This window comes from Pseudodonghicola flavimaris, assembly GCF_030164425.1.
Classification (GTDB): domain Bacteria; phylum Pseudomonadota; class Alphaproteobacteria; order Rhodobacterales; family Rhodobacteraceae; genus Pseudodonghicola; species Pseudodonghicola flavimaris.
On record NZ_JASNJD010000025.1, the window covers coordinates 18,586 to 36,805 of the forward strand.

The following is an 18,220-nucleotide window of genomic DNA, read 5'->3' on the forward strand; positions in this document are numbered from 1 at the left end:
TCACTTCGCCTGCTTCGACAGGAAAAACGCTGCCAACCCTAGAATGACCGGAACGGAAATTCCCATGGCCAGCATCGGACCGGCCAATTCTGCCATGCCAAAGGCCTTGGAAAATGCGCCGCGCGCCGCGGTGACGAACCATGTTGTCGGATATATTTCTCCGACGACGCGTCCAAATCCGGACAGCGAAGACACCGGGTCGATCAGGCCTGAATAGCTGACCGCGGGGATCATGGTCAGCATAGCGGTCGCAAACAAAGCCGCTACCTGGCTCGCGATGAACACCGAGACCAGAAGCCCGAGAGCCGTGGTCGCGACGACATAGATCAATGCTGCCAGTGCAAAGCCGACGAAATCGCCGTTGAACGGCACCGCGAAGAACGTAACCGCTATGGCCATCATGAGCAGGAAGTTCAGCATGGCGAGCGCGATATAAGGCAACTGTTTGCCGATCAGAAATTCTAGCCGTGTGACTGGGGTCACATAGAAATTGATGATCGAGCCAAGCTCGCGCTCACGCGCCACGGAGAGGGTGGTCAGAATTGCGGGGATCATCAGCAAGAGAAGAGGGATGATCGCGGGGACCATTGCATCAAGGCTTCGCACGTCCGGATTGTATCGATAGCGTGTGACCAGTTCAAAATTGCCTGTCAGTGCGGCATCTCCGTAGATTTGGCGGGCTTGTGCGCTGAGCCAGGCAGAGTGCATACCTTGTACGTAACCTTGGACGGTATTGGCGCGGGTGGTGTTGGCGCCATCGAACCAGGCTCCCACGGATACATCTCGTCCCGCGGCGATATCTGCGGCAAAGCCGGGCGGGATCTCAATTGCCAACGACAGATCGCCCGAACGCATCCTCGCATCCAGTTCATCGTAGCTGGACAGTGGATCCTGTTCGATGAAATATCGTGAACCGGAAATGTCGGCAACGTACGAGCGGCTTGTCGTGGTCTGGTCTCTGTCAAGGACTGCAAAACTCAGATCCTCGACATCCATGTTAATGCCCAGTCCGATCACGATCATCAAGAGCAGGGTGCCAACCAGAGCCATGGCGAGGCGAATAGGGTCGCGCTGCAGTTGCAAGCTTTCGAGCCTCGAATAACTTAACAGGCGCTGCAGGCTAAACCCCTTCTGCCTTGCAGCCTCCGAAGCTCCGCCTGCCCCTGAAACGGGCGCTATCGCGTTAGTCTCCATTGGCTCAAGTACTTCAGGTGTCTCACCGATTGCGTCTTGCAGATAGGCTACAAATGCATCTTCCAGCGTATCGCAGGCCTTGTTGCGGGTGATTTCGGCGGCGGTGTCCGAGACCAGCACCTTCCCGGCATGCATCAGACTGATGCGGTCGCACCATTCCGCTTCGTTCATGAAATGGGTAGAGACGAAAATTGTCACCCCATCCTGTCGCGACAACTCCGCCAGAATCCTCCAGAAGGCGTTGCGAGCCACCGGATCCACGCCCGAGGTTGGCTCGTCCAGAATCAGGATCTCGGGTCCGTGGATCATCGCAACAGCCAGAGACAACCGCTGACGAATACCCAGCGGCAGCGCATCGGGCAGATTATTGATGACATCCGCAAGGTCGAAACGCGCGATCATTTCCGCGACACGACTAGGTATTTTTTCGGGCTTCATGGCAAAGAGCTTGGCATGCAGTTCAAGATTCTGCCTTACCGTCAATTCGGAATATAGGGAGAAGGCCTGCGACATGAAGCCGACCCTGCGCCGTACGCCCAGGTCAGAGGCATCGACCTCATGGCCAAAGAGTCGTGCGCGGCCCTCACTTGGCTCCAGAAGGCCTGTCAGCATCTTCATCGTCGTGGTTTTGCCGCAGCCATTCGATCCCAGAAAGCCAAAAATCTCGCCACGAGAAATGCGGAAACTGACATTGTCCACAGCGACGAAGTCTCCGAAGCGTTGGGTCAGCCCCTCTGCTTCGATGGCGACGTCTGTCATTTCATCTGCCCGTGGCGGGATCACTACTGTAGCATCTCCGTCGCGATCCTCTTCGGGCAATAGTGAGATGAAGGCTGTATCGAGATCGCTCGCGCCGGTGCGTTCCAGAAGCTCCTGTTTGGTCCCAGATGCGAGAACACGACCGGCGTTCATCGCGACAATCCAATCAAAGCGCGCCGCTTCCTCCATATAAGCAGTGGCGGTGATCACGCTCATTTCGGGCCGTTCACCGCGAATTCGATCAATCAGATCCCAAAACTGACGACGCGACAGCGGATCGACGCCCGTCGTCGGCTCGTCGAGGATGAGAAAGTCTGGATCGTGAATCAGCGCACAGCACAGCCCCAACTTTTGCTTCATACCACCCGAAAGCTTGGCCGCGGGGCGGTCACGGAAAGGAGACATGCCAGTGGCGGCGAGCAGATCTACAATACGACGCTCACGCTCGGCTTTGTCATGGCCGAAGAGGCTGCCGAAGAAATCCAGGTTCTCCTCGACTGAAAGCGTCGGGTAAAGATTTTTGCCGAGCCCCTGTGGCATATATGCGATGCGCGGGCAGATGCGGTTTCGGTGCTTGAGGTTCCGCATGTCCCCGCCAAGGACATTGACATCGCCTTCCTGAACGACACGCGCTCCAGCCAGCAGAGAGAGCAGGCTCGATTTGCCAACCCCATCCGGTCCGATCAGTCCGACCATGCAGCCTGACGGGATGTCCAAGGTCACATCATTCAGTGCTATAACCGCGCCATAGCGCAGTGTCAGGCCGGACACCCCGGCGGCGACCCCGTTCATTTCACGACATTTGCAAGGAAGTCAGGCCATGCAGCATCTGGATCGAGCCGCAGATAGGCCATGCCGGGAAGACCGGTTTTTACATATTCGATATGCTGAACCAAAAGGTCCGGATCGATGCGTGCCCGCACCCTGAACATCAGCTTTTCGCGCTCATCCGCGGTTTCGACCGTTTTGGGTGTAAACTGCGCAACATCGGCCACATAGGAGACCGCTGCAGGGATCACGATGTCCGGTGCCGCATCCATGACAAGGCGAACTTCGGAGCCGACCTGAACCCTGCCGACCTGAGAGGTTGGGAGGAAGACCGTCATGTAGACATCGGCAAGGTCGACCAAACTCAGGATACGTCCGCCAGAGCTTACAATTTCACCCTCCTGGGTGACGCGATATTGAATTCGGCCATCGCGCGGCGCCTTGAGCGTGGCATCGTTCAGCGAGGCCTGAATGGAATCGATGGAGGCTTTCGCCGCATCGACGGCGGCCTCTGCATCTACCACCTGAGCGAGGGCGCTGCTCACGCCGGCTTGGGCTGCGGCATAGCTTGCTTCAGCCGAGGCAACGCCCGCGAGAGCTTGGGCATTATTCGAGCGGTCGTCATCCAGTACCTGCTGTGACACTGCATTGCTCTCGACCAGCCGCTCCGAGCGGGCAAGACGCAGGGCGGTCGCATCCGCGACGGCTTGGGCTTGACTCACGGCCGCCTCCGCCGCGCGTTTCTGCGCTTCGGCCTGTGCTACGAGAGCCTTCGCGGTTTCAACACCAATCTCAGCGCGGCGCAGCTGTGCTTCCGCTTGGCGTTTTTGGGCGTTCAGCTGCACCACATCCATCTGCACGAGAACGTCCCCTGTATGGACGAAATCGCCCTCAGCCGGCAGGATACTTGCGATGCGTCCGCCAGTCAGTGCAGAAATATCGAACTCCGTAGCTTCTATGCGGCCATTCGCCGCCGCGAGCCCAGTCGGCAGACCTGGATCGCGCATTTCAGTCCAGACAAGATAGCCAACGGCACCTGCAAGCGCTACGAGGGCGGCAAGAAGGTATTTCTTATTCGATTTTTTCATGACGGCGATCCGGGCAAGAGAAGAAATTTCAGGCTAGGCAAAATGGCCTTTTGTGTCTATTTGCGCAGCAATTACTGCAAAGTCAACGGTCGATGATATCGCCGCTAGGGAGGGCAATGAGCACATGCGCAGCAGTTCGAACTCTGAACCTCGACAGATCTCGGGACGCCAACGCGTTCTGGAGGCGGCGGTCGTCCTGTTTTCTCGATCTCCCTACTCCGAAGTCGGCGTCCGCGATCTTGCTGCGAGAGCCGGCGTGGGCCGGCGTGGATGTCGCATACGTTAATCGAGCCTTCGGATCCAAAGCCGAGTTGTTCAGGGCGGCAATCCTCGCAGTCATGAAGATCGATGACTTGTTCGACGAACCCATATCTTCCGGTGCTCTCATCGAGAGAATCTGCAACGTCATCACCGATGACGCGTCAACCGATGTGAACGAAGGCAGGGTGTTGGACATCGTCCTGCGATCCTGCACAAGCGCGGAACCAAGGGAGATCATCCGTGAGATCTTGGAGCAGAACTTCGTGGCACTACTCACCCGTACATTCGGTGAGCATGAGAAGATGGCGGTGATGTTCGCCACCTCATTTCTTTTCGGCGCGATTCTTTCTCGGAATATCTTGGAGATCGAGCCGATCAGATCGATATCCGACGATGAACTTCGATCTGTCTCCGCCTCTCTGTTACAGAGTATTTTGAACGACAATAATAAACTTGATTAGGGAGGGGCACCATCGGATTTTGAAGAGGGTGACAGGCTGGTGATGCCCCCGGATTTCGTCAGCATGACTGGGGCTGTTCCTCATTGTAGTATATGCGCCAGGCCTTTAACTTTTCGGCGGCATCTGCACGGGTTATGAATCAATGCTGGTCCAGACATTTCGTCCGGAACTGGCCGCTGAATGCTTTGATGAAAGCGGTGTCCGTCAGCTATTTCGGGCGCGATAAGCCCAGAGCGAGGCCGCGCTAATAGTCCCAGAGGGCCATGTCGCGCGACACGAACTCGGTGCCCTGATCCGCGCAAATGGTATTGTGGGAGCGTGGCTTCCTACCGGTCGCCGGCTCTTCAGGCACGAAGTTCAGCTACCTGCGGGCGTTGGCCCGGGCTTTTGCCAGAATCAGGATCCTTGTGACAAACACATTGCGGCACGATTTGCATTTGCGAGCTGTTAACCCTGCTTCACCACGATTATCGTGAACCTTCGCTGAGCGAATTGCCTCTCGTGTTGCCAAGACGGCCCATATCAGGCCGTGGTGTGATATCCGTTGTCGGCATAGACGACCGAGCCACTCATCGGTGCGGCGACGGGACTGGCTAGAAAGGCTGCGAGTCTGCCTATTTCCTCGATATCAACCAGCTTGCCAGAAGGAGTGCGCGCACGCACCTCATCCAACAACGCATCGAAGCGGTCAATTCCCGAGGCGGCACGCGTCTTTACTGGTCCGGCGGAGAGCGCAAAAGCACGGATGCCTTCCTCTGCAAGATCGGCGGCGACATAGCGAACCGAAGCCTCAAGGGCGGCCTTGACCGGTCCCATCAGATTGTAATTCTCGACCACCCTGTCAGCGCCATAGAAGCTGACGGTAATCAGCGACCCACCCGACTTCATTAAAGGCCGGGCCAATCGCGTCATACGCAGGAAAGAATGGCAGGAAACGTCTATGGCCAGTGCAAACCCCTCAGCCGTGGAGTTGACCACGCTGGTATGCAGATCCTCGCGGGGGGCAAAAGCAATCGCATGAAGGAGAAAATCCAGCTGCCCCCATTCCGAACCTATACGATCGAACACGGCTTCCAATTGGCCGGGCTCGCGCACATCGCAGGGCAGCAGTAGTTTTGCGTCTACTTCTTCAGAGACCGGCGCAACCCATTGATGCGCTTTGTCGTTCAGATAGGTCAGCGCAAGCTCTGCCCCAGCCGCGCGGAAAGCATGCGCACAGCCAGCAGCGATACTTGCCCTATTCGCAACACCCACGACAAGCCCGCGTTTGCCGTTCAAATCAATCACTCCACTCATCATAATCCCATCAAGCTGACAGCCTCGGATGCGATGATGCTCTCTTCATCCGTAGCGATGACAAAGGCTCGGATCCGGCTTTTCTGTGAACTGATTTCACGGGCGTTTCTGACATTGGCCAGGTGATCAAGCTCCAGCCCTAGCCACGCCAACCGGTTCGCCACGTTTTCTCGGATGCCGGGTTGGTGTTCGCCGACCCCAGCAGTGAAGACCAATGCGTCGATGCCGCCAAGACTGGTCGTCAGCCGTCCCACCTCGCCCGCAATCCGCTGGCAAAAAAGATCGATTGCTTCGACGGCCTCGGGGCGGGCACTCGTCATGAGCTCCCGGCTGTCGGCTTCGAAACCCGAAACGCCAAGGAGCCCGCTTTCGTGGTACAACATTGTTTCAACGCGTTTCAGATCCCAATCCAGCTCTCCCATCAGATAAAGAATCACGCCCGGGTCCAGAGCGCCTGAACGTGTGGCCATTGGGACTCCGTCAAGGGTGGAAAAGCCCATCGAGCTGTCCACGCTCATGCCATTTTCCATCGCGCAAAGGCTGGCACCGCTGCCCAGATGGGCAACCACCGCCTTGGCGCCGGGCACGATTTCAGCAAGCTCTCGCGCGATAAAACTGTAGGAGAGCCCGTGGAAGCCGTAGCGCTTGATGCCTTGATCATGCAGCGCGCGGGGAATCGCGAAACGGCGGGTCAGCGGTTTCTGTGTCGCGTGGAAAGCGGTATCGAAGGAAGAGGTCTGCGGCAGACCTGGGTAGAGACCGCGCATCGCCTGGATCAACCGCAGACTTTGCGGCTGATGCAGCGGGGCCAGGCGAGCCAAGTCGTCGATCTGGGAAATCACCTTGTCGGTGATGAGGGTGGGGCTTGTGAATATATCGCCGCCGTGAACCACTCGGTGCCCGACCATCGCCAAACGCGATAGATCGAATTGCCCCGCCAGCCAGCCAAAGGCATGATTAAGCACTCCCCTCAAATCATCAACCTCTGCTTTCAGCACTTGCGAAAAGGTCGCGCCCTTCCGTTTCAGGCGGAGCTCGAACGGTTCATCACGAAAATCGATCACACCAGTTGCCAGCCGGCTGGGTCCCGTCTGCGTCAGTGCAAAGAACCCCAACTTGATAGTCGATGATCCGGCATTGAACGTCAGGATCAGATCTCGCTCCATCACGCGACCACTTCGGTCTTGCGGCTTACCGCGAGCTTGGCCAACGCTGCCGAGGCAATGCGCGCCGACAGCGGGTCGGCGCGGCTTGTCAGCACGATGGGAACCCGAGCGCCCAGCACGAGGCCCGCAGCGGTGGCTCCGGCAAAATAGATCAACTGCTTTGCCAGCATGTTCCCGGCCTCAAGGTCCGGAACGAGCAAGATATCAGCCTCGCCCGCTACCGGCGAGATGATGCCCTTCGTAGCCGCCGCTTCAGGGCTGATGGCATTATCAAAAGCCAGCGGGCCATCGACCATCGCCCCCGTAATCTGTCCGCGTGCCGCCATCACGGTCAAGGCCGCTGCATCTAGCGTCGCGGGCATAGCCGGGTTTACAGTTTCAACCGCGGCCAGCACAGCAACTTTGGGTCGCTCCAAACCGAGAAGATGCATAAGATCGACTGCGTTCTGGCAGATGTCGCGTTTCTGCTCCAGCGTGGGCGCAATATTGATCGCGGCATCGGTGACGATCACAGGCTTGCCATAGGCTGGCACATCCATTCCGTAGACGTGGCTTATCCGCCGTTCGGTACGCAGACCACCGGTTTTCGAGACCACAGCCGCCAAGAGCTCATCCGAATGCAGGCTGCCCTTGACAAGAGTCGAAATGCGCCCGGCCGCCGCCAGTTCGACTGCACGGGCAGCGGCGGCGTGGCTGTGCGGGGTGTCTTCGATCACCATGTCGTCAAGTGCCACGCCCGCTGCCTCGGCGGCGGCACGGATCTTTGGTTCGGGGCCGATCAGCAAGGGCTCAAAAATCCCCTCATCTCGTACCTCAATCGCGCCAAGGATTGCCGCTTTGGAGCAGGGATGCACGATTCCCGCCGAAACGGCGGCCAGCCCCCGCGCCTCATCGACAAAGTTCTGATAGCGGCTCTTATAGCGGATCATCGCTTCCGGCATGTTGTCAGGCGTCCACATCACCTGCGATGTCGGGGCAATGACGAGTGCCTCGCCCGAAAGCACGGTTTCACCCTGTTGGTTGGCGCAGATCGTCGAAAGCCGTACCCGATTTTGACCGGTGATGAGCTCTATTACCTCGACGGTGGCGGTAATGGTGTCGCCCGGTGAGACTGGTTTCAGAAAGCGGATTTGTTGACCCAGATAGATGGTGCCAGGTCCCGGCAAGCGGGTGCCCAGAACGGCAGACACCAGCGCCGCGGTCCACATTCCGTGAATGACGACATGGCCAAATGGGCCGTGAGCGGCAAAACCGGCATCCATATGCGCGGGATTGTTGTCCCCCGATACCGCGGCAAAAAGCGCGACGTCGTCAACACCCACGGCACGCGTCAGGGCTGCCCGGTCGCCGGGCTGCAACTGATCGAAGGTTCGGTTGGTCAAAGCATCGGTCATGATGGTCACTTCTGGAACACATAAGTGCCGGGAGCTTTGGCAAGCGCCGTGCCCATGGCTGGTGGGGCAGCCATCGCGCTCGAATGTGCAGCCAGCCATTTTTGCCAGACTAACCACCACGATCCTTTCACCTGCTCATGTTTGGCCTGCCAGTCTTCAGCCGACAGCAGCGGTATGCCGTGTTTGTGAGTCCCCAAACGATAATGGCGACGCGGATGGTCCGGTGGGCTGACGATCCCGGCGTTGTGTCCGCCTGAAGTAAGCGTGAAAGTCACTTCGCAGTCGGTGAACTGGTGGATCTTGTAGACCGATTTCCAAGGCGCCACGTGATCGCGCTCGGTGCCGACAGCGAAGAGCGGTACCTGAATGTTCTGCAAGAGGACCGTCTGTCCATCCGCAATGAAGCGGCCCGAGGAGAGTTCATTGTTCAGGTAGAGTTTGCGAAGATATTCCGAGTGCATCCGGTATGGCATGCGCGTGCTGTCCGCGTTCCAGGCCATCAGGTCATTCATCGGTGTGCGTTCGCCCATCATGTACTCACGTACCATGCGCGACCAGACCAGATCGTTCGAGCGCAATAGCTGGAACGCTCCAGACATTTGGTCCGCCGAGAGGTAGCCGCGGTTCCACATCATGCTGTCCAAAAAATGCAGTTGGCTCGGGTCGATAAAAAGAGCCAGTTCTCCAGGCTCTGTAAAATCCACCTGCGCCGCAAGCAGCGTGACCGAGCTGAGCCGGTCGTCAGCCTGCCCACCCATCGCTGCCGCCGCGATCGAGAGCAGCGTACCGCCGAGACAATAGCCCACGCCATGCACTTTGGTCTTTGGAACCAGAGTATTGATTTTTGATAATGCGGCCATGACCCCAAGCTCAAGATAGTCTTCCATTTCCAGATCACGGTCGGAGACATCTGGATTTCGCCAAGAAATCGCAAAGACGGTATGGCCCTGCGCCACCAGCCAGCGGATCAGCGAATTTTCTGGGGAGAGGTCGAGAATATAGTATTTCATGATCCAGGCAGGAACGACCAGAACTGGTTCGGGGTGCACTTTATCGGTTGTCGGGCTGTATTGGATCAACTCGATCAGATGGTTGCGGTACACGACGTTACCCGGCGAAACTGCGACAGTCTCACCAGGCAAGAAGGCCTCTGTCCCTACTGCGGGGCGGTCGGTCATCTTGCGCGCTTGGTCCTCCATGAGGTTCTGGAAGCCTTTGACAAAATTCATGCCACCTGTGGCCCAGGTGCGAGCGATAACTTCCGGATTGGTGAAGGGATTGCTTGACGGAGCGAACACGTCCAGCATCTGTTTCGCCGCGAATGAGCCGACCTCTTCGTGGTGCTTCGTCATGCCCGGCACTTCATGCGTGACGTTGTGAAGCCATTGTTGCTCAAGAAGGAAAGCCTGAGCCATCCAACTGAATGGTGGCTTGCTCCAGGCCTCGTCGGAGAAGCGGTTATCGCCAGGAAGGGGCTCGATCGCCGGTGGTGTTTGCGGATCAAATGTCGACGACCAGAGCCACGCCGAAAGCCGTTTCCATTTGCGATCGGCTTTGACGGCCAACTCCATTCGCTTGCCAGGCGCAGAGGCCAGATGGAAGGCCCAGTCGAAATAAGCCATTGCCGCCGAGCCGGGCGACGCGCCGCCGGTAAACTGGCCGGAGAGAGCCTCGCGCATTTTATCATAGGCCTGAAATGCCTCGATCCCCAGCGGCTCACTCTCGCCCTGAGTTGAAGGTAGCCTTCGCATCGACCGCATGAAGGACTTGTTGTCGGCGCCTGCTTCCGAAGGCTTGCGTGGGTCGGAATTCTTCGAATCCTGCGCCATATGAGGGTTCCTCAATCGTTGAAAATAAGCCTGCGGAAGCTTAATCATCGGTCGTTGACTAATGTCAATGGACGAAGTAGGAATGCAGGCACAGATGGTAACCTCCGGTCCCAATCCTTCGCAAAGGAAGTCTAAAAATGACAACGAAACCGACCACAGCTCAAACCGCGCCCTTTCAAGCTGCCGCGGCAGTTGCGTTTCCGGCCCAATTCGTTGACTTGATGACGCGTTCCGCTCAGGCCTCTCCCGAGGCGTGGCGCGAAGGCTGCGATCTTCTTGCCTCAGTTGCCGAGGATAACGCTAGAATGCTGCACGAACTTGCTAAGGCAGACACGCCGCTCACCGCTGCCGCCCTGCTCGCGCAATACTGGCAAGATATGGCACGCAAGAGCTTTGACCATCTGGTACAAACAGCCGTTCCCCAAAAGGCCTAAGCTGCCTGCCGCGTTTTCGCTCCCGCCAAGAACCTTCGGTTTCTTGAGTGCACTGATGACAGGAAGTGGGGCGCACGGCTCTGATGATGGGTTAGGTAGCCCTTCCTGACGGTACTTGTGTCAGAATGATCCATGAAGGATCAGGAGGAAAAGGCTATGAAGGAAGTCTCTAATCATCGGCGTTGACTTGGCGAAACAGGTCTTCCAACTGCACGGAGCGACAGCAGACGGCGAGATCGTGTTTCGCAATAAACTGTCGCGAAAGCAGTTCCTGGCGTTCATGCTGATGCATCCCGGATGCATTGTTGCGGTGCACGGCCCTTCACTGGCCGCGATCGGCCATGAGGTGTGCCTGATCGCGCCAAAGTTCGTCAAGCCGTACTTGAAGAACCGTGAACGACACGAGTTGGTCGTTGTAGGCCATGCTTGACGAGCGGGTCGCTATCTGCGGAAGGACTCTGCCCTGCGCGGCATGAAGTGCGCGCGGATGGCGGCGACAGCCCTGGCTACCTTCGCGACAGTGGCGGTATCAAGGTTGGCGCGGGGGTCGGCCATTTCTCTTTTGTGGTTGCCGCCCGTAATGCAAGAAGTTTGTGACCCTGTTGGCGTGTGATCGAGTGCGCACTTTTGTCAGGCCTTCATGATGCGGCATTCTCAAAAGCCGCGGGCCGGGATGGTGATCAGCGGATCGGGTCCAAATCTAATCGCCGAGCTTTCTGCTCGCAGAGAACGACTGGTTTTCCCGATCCGGATCTGTTCGATCGTTTTGCCCATTCAGGTCGCCGTCTTCTCACACTCCCCTCGGCACCGTCGCTAGCAGTTCGACATGAGCATCATGCCGCGCCTGCCAGCGCCGGATCCCTGTAATCTTCGTTCTTCGTCAGCATCGCCCATATCTGGCGGGCCATCTTGTTAGCCAGCGCAATCGCAACCAGCATCTTGGGTTTGCGCGCCAACATCCGTGACAGCCAGCTCCCCTCCGTAATGGTACGCTGCCCAAGCCAGCTCAGTCGTGACATTGCCCCAATGATCAGGAGGCGTCGGATGTCGGCTTGACCGGCCTTGGTCATCCGCCCCAAACGCTCCTTGCCTCCAGAGGAATGCTGCTTGGGAACAAGGCCCAACCAAGCCGCAAAGCCGCGCCCAGCTTTGAACTGTGCCATGTCTGGGCCAAACGCTTCTACCGCAATAGCCGTCAGCGGCCCCACACCTGGCATGCTCTGAAGCCGGCGCACCCTGTCTGAAGCGGCGGCCAGCGTCTTGAGTTTCATGGTGCGCTCGATGATACGCGCCGTTTTCTCTGAAATCTGCGTCAGCAGGTCCTGGCTCTCCTCCCGGATCAGCGCTGGCAACTTTGAAGCTTCATCCTCCACAAGCGCTGCTATGCGATTGAGATGGCGTATCCCGGCGGGGAATACATAGCCGTGCTCATACAGGAGCGCCCGCAACGCGTTCACGTCAGCGGTCCGCTGATGTACCAGACGCTCGCGGCCACGAAAAACCGCCGCGCGGGACTGCTGCTGAACTGTCTTGGGCTCTACAAAACTCATCTCAGGCTGACGGGCTGCGATGACGATCGCCTCGGCATCGGCAGCATCATTCTTCTGGCGCTTGACGAAGGGGCGCACATATTGCGGCGCGATCAGCTTCACCTCGTGCCCAAGCCCCTCCATCTCGCGCGCCCAATAATGTGCGCTGCCGCACGCTTCGAAGATGACCAGACTGGGCGCCTGCTGTGCCATGAACTCTGACAACTGCTTGCGCGTGAGCTTCTTGCGGAAACGGACCTCCCCTGTCCGAAGGGCACCGTGGACCTGGAAAACTGCCTTTGTCAGATCGATCCCAATCATCATCTCCTTCATCTCGCCGTCCTCCTCTTCGCGTGGCGTTGAACACCACGACCTTGGCACATTGCGATGCCGTCTGGGGAGGGCGGCAACCACTCCATCTGATCGGTCCTCTCAGGTCGCTCTCTGCTGCCTGCAATACCGGTTTCCAGAGCTTGGGCGCGAACTTCGTCCCGAGCAGGAAGCCACCTGCCCACAGGTGGGGCGCAGCGGCCGCATTGCCGTGCGCTGCCAGCCGCGGGCGCCAAGTCTCAGGCGTGTCCCCCAGTCCCGAGGAAATTGTGTTGTAGGCCGCAACCAGGGACTGGAGGGCCTTGGCCTCAGTCGTGTTTCAGGCGCCATGAGGGCACTTTCGCCAACAAAGAATGGGATTCACTGGCGACGATCGATGAAACGCGGCCCGATGATGAGTGCGGTGACGCTTCTGCATCGACCGCAGCCGTCATCCCAGGTATCAAGATCACTTCTACAGCCCCGACCTTTGCGGCTGAGGCAGGTGACATCGTTTCAGCCACCTGCTGCCCCGCCGCCGTCCACATCCTCCGACACCTCCTGCCGCAGCTTCGGGCCCTGCGCGAGGCGCCGACCGAGAGCCGAGATAAACGCCTCGTAGCGCTCCCCTGCCTTGGCCCGAGCCGCCTTGGCCGCGGGTTCCGGCAGAGCCGGTGTTGTCGCAAGCCAGAAACGGATGAACACAGCCAGGCTTTCGACGGAGATCCCGACATCGCGTTCCAGCCGGGTGATCCGCCTGTCGATCTGATCCAGGCGTCGGGCCAGAACCGCGTCGCGGCGCTCTGCGTCATCCGGAGAGAGGAAGGATGCGATCGCGGCCTCGGCCACCATCGATTGGGATCGATCACGCCGGGCGGCGAAGTCTGCCAGCATCTTCATGACCTCAGGATCGAGGTAGACCGAAATCTTCGTCTTCTTGCGGCTGGTGGTCATGATCAAAGCTCCATGCCGTCATCGGGATTGAGGGAGACCTGCCGCGCGACACCGCGCATCTGCTGCATGATGCGGCGATTGCGGATGGCACCATCCTCCTCATCCTCGGGTGGGTCGAATTCAAACTCGTTCTCAATGGGGGACTGCCTGTCGACCGGTTGAGGCTGCGCCAACTCCGGCTGAAGACGGCGCTCCGAGCCGGTCGGATCGTTGTCCTCCGATGCTGTCTCGGAAAGCCACTCGGGCTCGTCCTCTTGCGTGGGGACTGCCAGACTGCTCCAGTCATCCTCTCCCGAGACGCCCACTTCCACTAAGTCGGGTGGCGGCAAGACCCGCTCGGTGAACCGCGCATCTTCGTAATACCGTGCTTTTGTCGCCCGGATCGGTGGTGTGCCAGCCACCATGACGATCTCGTCTGAGGGCGGCAGCTGCATAATTTCTCCGGGGGTGAGCAACGCCCGCGCAGTTTCCGACCGGGACACCATGAGATGGCTGAGCCAGGGCGCCAGACGATGCCCGGCATAGTTCTTCATCGCCTTCATCTCGGTGGCGGTGCCGAGAGCGTCGGACACCCGCTTGGCCGTACGCTCATCATTGGTCGCGAAACTCACCCGGACGTGGCAATTGTCGAGGATCGAGTTGTTCGGACCATAGGCCTTCTCGATCTGGTTCAGCGACTGGGCGATGAGGAAGCTCTTCAACCCGTAGCCCGCCATGAAGGCCAGCGCACTCTCGAAGAAGTCGAGGCGACCGAGCGCCGGGAACTCGTCGAGCATCAGAAGTAGCCGATGACGATCATCCTTGCCCTGCAGGTCTTCGGTCAGGCGTCGGCCGACCTGGTTGAGGATCAGGCGGATGAGCGGCTTGGTGCGATTGATGTCAGATGGCGGCACTACGAGATAGAGCGTGACGGGACGCACTTCCCCGACAATGTCACCGATCCGCCAGTCGCAGCGGCGCGTGACCTGAGCGACGACAGGGTCGCGATAGAGGCCAAGGAAAGACATTGCCGTCGAAAGCACACCCGAGCGTTCATTCTCGGACTTGTTGAGCAACTCGCGAGCGGCACTGGCGACCACGGGATGCGGCCCCGCCTCGCCCAGGTGCGGCGTCCGCATCATCGCGCGGAGCGTGGACTCCACGGGACGCCGCGGGTCGGACAGGAAGTTGGCGACGCCGGCCAGCGTCTTGTCCTTCTCGGCATAAAGGACATGCAGGATCGCCCCGACGAGCAGGCTGTGGCTGGTCTTCTCCCAGTGGTTTCGCCTCTCCAGGCTCCCCTCGGGGTCGACGAGGATGTCGGCGATGTTCTGGACATCGCGAACCTCCCACTCCCCACGACGGACTTCCAGCAGGGGGTTGTAGGCCGAAGAGTTCGGATTGGTCGGATCGAACAGCAGGACCCGACCGTGTAGAGCGCGGAACCCGGCGGTCAGTTGCCAGTTCTCGCCCTTGATGTCATGAACGATGGCCGAGCCGGGCCAAGTGAGAAGCGAGGGCACGACGAGCCCTACCCCCTTGCCGGATCGTGTCGGCGCAAAACAGAGCACATGCTCCGGCCCATCGTGGCGCAGATATTGCCGCTCATAGCGACCGAGGACAACACCATCTGGGTCAAGCAGTCCGGCCGCCTTCACCTCGCCCATCTCCGCCCATCGGGCAGATCCATAGGTCGCGACGTTGCGGGCCTCGCGGGCGCGCCAGACCGACATAGCGATGGCCACCCCGATAGCAATGAAGCCCCCCGAGGCGGCGATGATCCCACCTGTCGCAAAGACCGGTGGCGCGTAGGCCTCATAGAAATACCACCACCAGAAGATGGCGGGAGGATAGTAGACGGGCGTCCCGAACAGCACGAACCAGGGCGGGCCCAGCTGTGCCTGATAGCCGAGGCTCGCGGCCACGTATTGCGTCGCGCCCCAGGTGGTGGCCAGAATGATGAGGAAGACGATGGAGATCTGCCCCCAAAGGATTTTTGTTGCGGACATGACTGTCGCTCCTTTCCTGTGTTTTGATCAGAGGCCAAGACCGCGCTTGCGGCCGAAGTCCCAATCGACCCCGCCGTCCCCGCGGGCGACGCCGGCGACATTCCGGCCGAGGTGCTTTTCGAGGGAGGGGGACCAGGGCACGAGTTGGAAGCCGAACGCGCCGTCAGCTCCATAGCCCTCGATCATGGCAAAGCGGCCCGAAGCGAGTGCGAGACGCTGGCGATAGAGGCCGCTGACGTAGTCGCCCGCCCCCGCCTTGCCGAACGGCAACCCGGTTTCTCCCGAGAGCTGCGCGCCAACTGCCTGCAACTCCCGGTCGCGCAAGGTTCCGAGCAGGCGCCGGGCAAAGACGACCCTGCCGCCCCGCTGCTCGGCCAGCCCCTCCGAGGTCAGATGATCGGCGCGCGCGTCCAGAGCCTGCCGGACCTCGGCACCAAAGCCCTGGTCCGACAGCGCAAGCGGTTCCCGCGCGATGGCCTGCCGGTCGAGCCAGGTCGCCCCGGGCGCGGTCACCTGCGCAGCGAGGTCCAGGTCTGACCGAACCGCCAGTGCGACACGACGCTGGCCGCGCGCATCGTCATAGGTGCGGAGTTCCACGATCGAGCCTGGTGCACTGTCGCCGGCGGCGTCGAGATGGGGCAGACGGATATGGTGGCTCCGGCCATCGACACCATCGACGACGGCATAGGCTGTCCCCTTCAGCTCGTCATCGAGGCCCCGCTGGACCAGACGACCGATGACGGGAGCATCGAGGCTCTCCGCGGCAAGGACGTAACTCGAGGACCCGCGCTCGATCCCCCGGTCCGTCAGGGCACGATGCATCCGCTTGATGATGTCGCCACGCTCCCCCATCTCGCGCAGGACCACTTCGGCATCGTCCCTGATGTGCCATTGCGACTGTCCGATCTGGTCGGCGACGCCGAGGATTTCCAGCTTTCGCAACCGCCCGACCTTCAGCGCGTGAAACGCGTCCGGCTGCCGATCCGAATCCGGCGCCATGTCGAGGATGCGCGAACGCCCCGCGTCCCGCAGCAACTGACGGTCGAGCTGCGTCCAACGCTCCGCCCCGAACTGGCGTTCAAGTGTCCGGCGGATGTCGAGATCGCTGCGCGGGCCCAGTTCCTGGGTGACGAGAGCCCGTGCCCTGTCCCGCATCCCCTCCTTGATGTAGTCCCGTGAGATTACGAGATCCTGGCCGTCGTTGCGCACACCCCGAACGATCAGATGGACGTGCGGATGGGCGGTGTTCCAGTGATCGACGCCGACCCAGTCAAGCGACGTGCCGAGATCCTGTTCCATCCGCCCGACGAGATCGCGGGTAAAGGTTTGCAGGTCAGACATGTCCGGGGCGTCGTCGGGCGAGACGATGAAGCGGAAATGATGACGGTCATCGCGACACCGCTCGGCAAAGGCCCGGCCATCGGCATCCTCCGTTCCCGGCCCGAAGAGCCTGGCCTTCTCCCCATCCCGGGTCACGCCATCCCGGCGCAGGTAATCGAGGTGGGCTCCGAGAGGCGCGGACGTCCCGCTGTGCCGCACCACACGCGCCTTGATCACCGCGCCGCGCGTGCGAGCGGTGATGAGGCGGTTGGCCTGAATGCTGGCGCGCTGACCACGCCCGAAGCGGGACCGATTGCTCGGGGTGACGCGCCCGGCCCGCGACACACCACCCCCGGCCTTTTTCGCCGCAGCCAGGGCCTGTGCGACAAAGGGCCGGCCCTGCTGCACCCGTGTCGAGCGGATACGCCCCGGACGGATGCGGAACTCGCGATCATCGGGCATGGGAGGTCCCCACACAGTGCGAAACAGCGATCATTTTCACAAACTTAGGCACATCTCGCACGGTGCGAACACGCGCCACACGGTGCGGATCGCAGCAAAAACATGAACAAAAACAACCGCCCAACCACCGCGCACCGTGCGCCCTTTTATCCTGCCATCCTTCGGTCGTGGTGCCTGCCGCCACCGCCCGTCCCCTCAGAAGCACGCCCGAGTACGACGGAATGCGAAGTGTCGTCGCGCAGGTCATGGCCGGGCCTCACCAGTTTCTCGCCTGACGAAGAGGCCCTCGGCCTGCGGGGCGATGCCCGCCTGCGGCAACGCCGGGACGGGTGAAGGAGCGCCGCCGACCGTCCGGTGAGGCGACACAGAACCGATCGCAGACCCGCCGTCGTCGCGGCTGATGAAGATCGCCGCCTCACGCCAATCGAGCGGCCGGGCTGCAGCAACAGTGCCGCCCGATGGCCGCTCGCCAAGCAGCACGGGCGCAAGCGCGGCGACATAGGCACGCGTCTCGGCCGGCAACGGACGATCCGCCAAACGGTATTCGTCGTAGCGGGCAGGACCGGCATTATAGGCCGCCAGCATCGCCGTGACATTGCCATAGCGGTCCCACATCTCGCGCAGATAGGCCGTGCCCGCGAGGATGTTGTCACGCGGCTCGAAAGGGTCTCCGCCAAGACCATGACGGATGCGCAGCCCGGCCCAGGTGTCGGGCATGACCTGCATCAGCCCCATCGCGCCAGCGGAAGAAACCGCACGCAGATCGCCCGCACTCTCTGCCCGCATCACGGCCATGATCCATGTCGTCGGAATGCCGAAGCGCTGCGATGCCTCGGTGACCTGGGCGGCGTAGGGATGCGCGGCGATTGCGTGTTCGGGCACACCGGTTTGCGCGAAGAGCGGCTGCGTGGCAGTGGCCGGAAGGAAGAGGCCGGAAAGAAGAAGGAGGAGCATGCGGCGGCGGGCGCCGCATCTCCCCGAAGCGGGACGGGTGCAGGACATTGTCAT

General features: G+C 60.2%; 15 protein-coding genes and 1 pseudogene. 4 read left to right on the forward strand and 12 right to left on the reverse strand.

Annotated features, from left to right (window positions below; translation table 11 throughout):
• Together rbbA and QO033_RS22265 are read right to left on the reverse strand one after the other, a co-directional pair.
• Entirely contained in the window at positions 1-2,745 is a 2,745-nt protein-coding gene (gene rbbA, locus QO033_RS22260) for a ribosome-associated ATPase/putative transporter RbbA (RefSeq protein ID WP_107817983.1), read from the reverse strand.
• Positions 2,742-3,809 carry an HlyD family secretion protein gene (locus QO033_RS22265; RefSeq protein ID WP_107817982.1) on the reverse strand — a complete coding sequence of 356 codons (1,068 nt, stop codon included), beginning with the start codon at positions 3,807-3,809 and terminating at the stop codon, positions 2,742-2,744. The genes rbbA and QO033_RS22265 overlap by 4 nt, the downstream gene beginning before the upstream one ends.
• A gap of 124 nt (positions 3,810-3,933) precedes the next feature.
• Here QO033_RS22265 and QO033_RS25320 point away from each other — a divergent pair, with 124 nt between their 5' ends.
• Complete coding sequence (locus QO033_RS25320) at positions 3,934-4,095, forward strand: TetR family transcriptional regulator (RefSeq protein WP_107817991.1); 162 nt, start codon at positions 3,934-3,936, stop codon at positions 4,093-4,095.
• Between the two features lie 52 nt (positions 4,096-4,147).
• A complete protein-coding gene (locus QO033_RS25325) occupies positions 4,148-4,531 on the forward strand; it encodes a TetR/AcrR family transcriptional regulator (protein WP_107817981.1) in 384 nt (127 codons plus the stop codon).
• Between the two features lie 70 nt (positions 4,532-4,601).
• Here QO033_RS25325 and QO033_RS22275 read toward each other — a convergent pair.
• The 5 genes and pseudogenes from QO033_RS22275 to QO033_RS22295 all read right to left on the reverse strand — a co-directional run.
• A pseudogene (locus QO033_RS22275) lies at positions 4,602-4,838 on the reverse strand (integrase core domain-containing protein); the annotation flags it as partial.
• Positions 4,839-5,053: 215 nt separating this feature from the next.
• Entirely contained in the window at positions 5,054-5,818 is a 765-nt protein-coding gene (gene fabI, locus QO033_RS22280) for an enoyl-ACP reductase FabI (RefSeq protein ID WP_407682141.1), read from the reverse strand.
• 8 nt (positions 5,819-5,826) lie between these two features.
• Entirely contained in the window at positions 5,827-6,993 is a 1,167-nt protein-coding gene (locus QO033_RS22285; RefSeq protein ID WP_211309219.1) for an acetate/propionate family kinase, read from the reverse strand.
• Positions 6,993-8,387, reverse strand: a complete 1,395-nt coding sequence (locus QO033_RS22290; RefSeq protein ID WP_107817978.1) for a bifunctional enoyl-CoA hydratase/phosphate acetyltransferase — start codon at positions 8,385-8,387, stop codon at positions 6,993-6,995. The genes QO033_RS22285 and QO033_RS22290 overlap by 1 nt, the downstream gene beginning before the upstream one ends.
• A gap of 5 nt (positions 8,388-8,392) precedes the next feature.
• On the reverse strand, positions 8,393-10,216 hold the full coding sequence (locus QO033_RS22295; RefSeq protein ID WP_245890294.1) for a PHA/PHB synthase family protein: 1,824 nt from the start codon (positions 10,214-10,216) through the stop codon (positions 8,393-8,395).
• A gap of 137 nt (positions 10,217-10,353) precedes the next feature.
• Between QO033_RS22295 and QO033_RS22300 the strand changes: the two genes are divergently transcribed.
• Both QO033_RS22300 and QO033_RS22305 read left to right on the forward strand, forming a co-directional pair.
• Positions 10,354-10,650, forward strand: coding sequence for a hypothetical protein (locus QO033_RS22300; RefSeq protein WP_107817977.1), 297 nt, complete (start codon positions 10,354-10,356; stop codon positions 10,648-10,650).
• Positions 10,651-10,837: 187 nt separating this feature from the next.
• Complete coding sequence (locus QO033_RS22305; protein WP_107817976.1) at positions 10,838-11,080, forward strand: hypothetical protein; 243 nt, start codon at positions 10,838-10,840, stop codon at positions 11,078-11,080.
• A 403-nt stretch (positions 11,081-11,483) separates the two neighbouring features.
• Here the strand turns inward: QO033_RS22305 and QO033_RS22310 are convergent, their stop codons facing one another.
• From QO033_RS22310 to QO033_RS22330, 5 genes are all read right to left on the reverse strand, one after another.
• Positions 11,484-12,512 carry an IS110 family RNA-guided transposase gene (locus QO033_RS22310; RefSeq protein WP_107817975.1) on the reverse strand — a complete coding sequence of 343 codons (1,029 nt, stop codon included), beginning with the start codon at positions 12,510-12,512 and terminating at the stop codon, positions 11,484-11,486.
• Positions 12,513-13,004: 492 nt separating this feature from the next.
• Positions 13,005-13,442: a CopG family transcriptional regulator gene (locus QO033_RS22315; RefSeq protein WP_107817974.1), complete on the reverse strand. Its 438-nt coding sequence runs from the start codon at positions 13,440-13,442 to the stop codon at positions 13,005-13,007.
• A 2-nt stretch (positions 13,443-13,444) separates the two neighbouring features.
• Complete coding sequence (locus QO033_RS22320) at positions 13,445-15,430, reverse strand: conjugal transfer protein TraG (protein WP_107817973.1); 1,986 nt, start codon at positions 15,428-15,430, stop codon at positions 13,445-13,447.
• 27 nt (positions 15,431-15,457) lie between these two features.
• Positions 15,458-17,212: a relaxase/mobilization nuclease domain-containing protein gene (locus tag QO033_RS22325; RefSeq protein WP_284483098.1), complete on the reverse strand. Its 1,755-nt coding sequence runs from the start codon at positions 17,210-17,212 to the stop codon at positions 15,458-15,460.
• A gap of 243 nt (positions 17,213-17,455) precedes the next feature.
• On the reverse strand, positions 17,456-18,220 hold the full coding sequence (locus QO033_RS22330; protein ID WP_284483099.1) for a lytic transglycosylase domain-containing protein: 765 nt from the start codon (positions 18,218-18,220) through the stop codon (positions 17,456-17,458).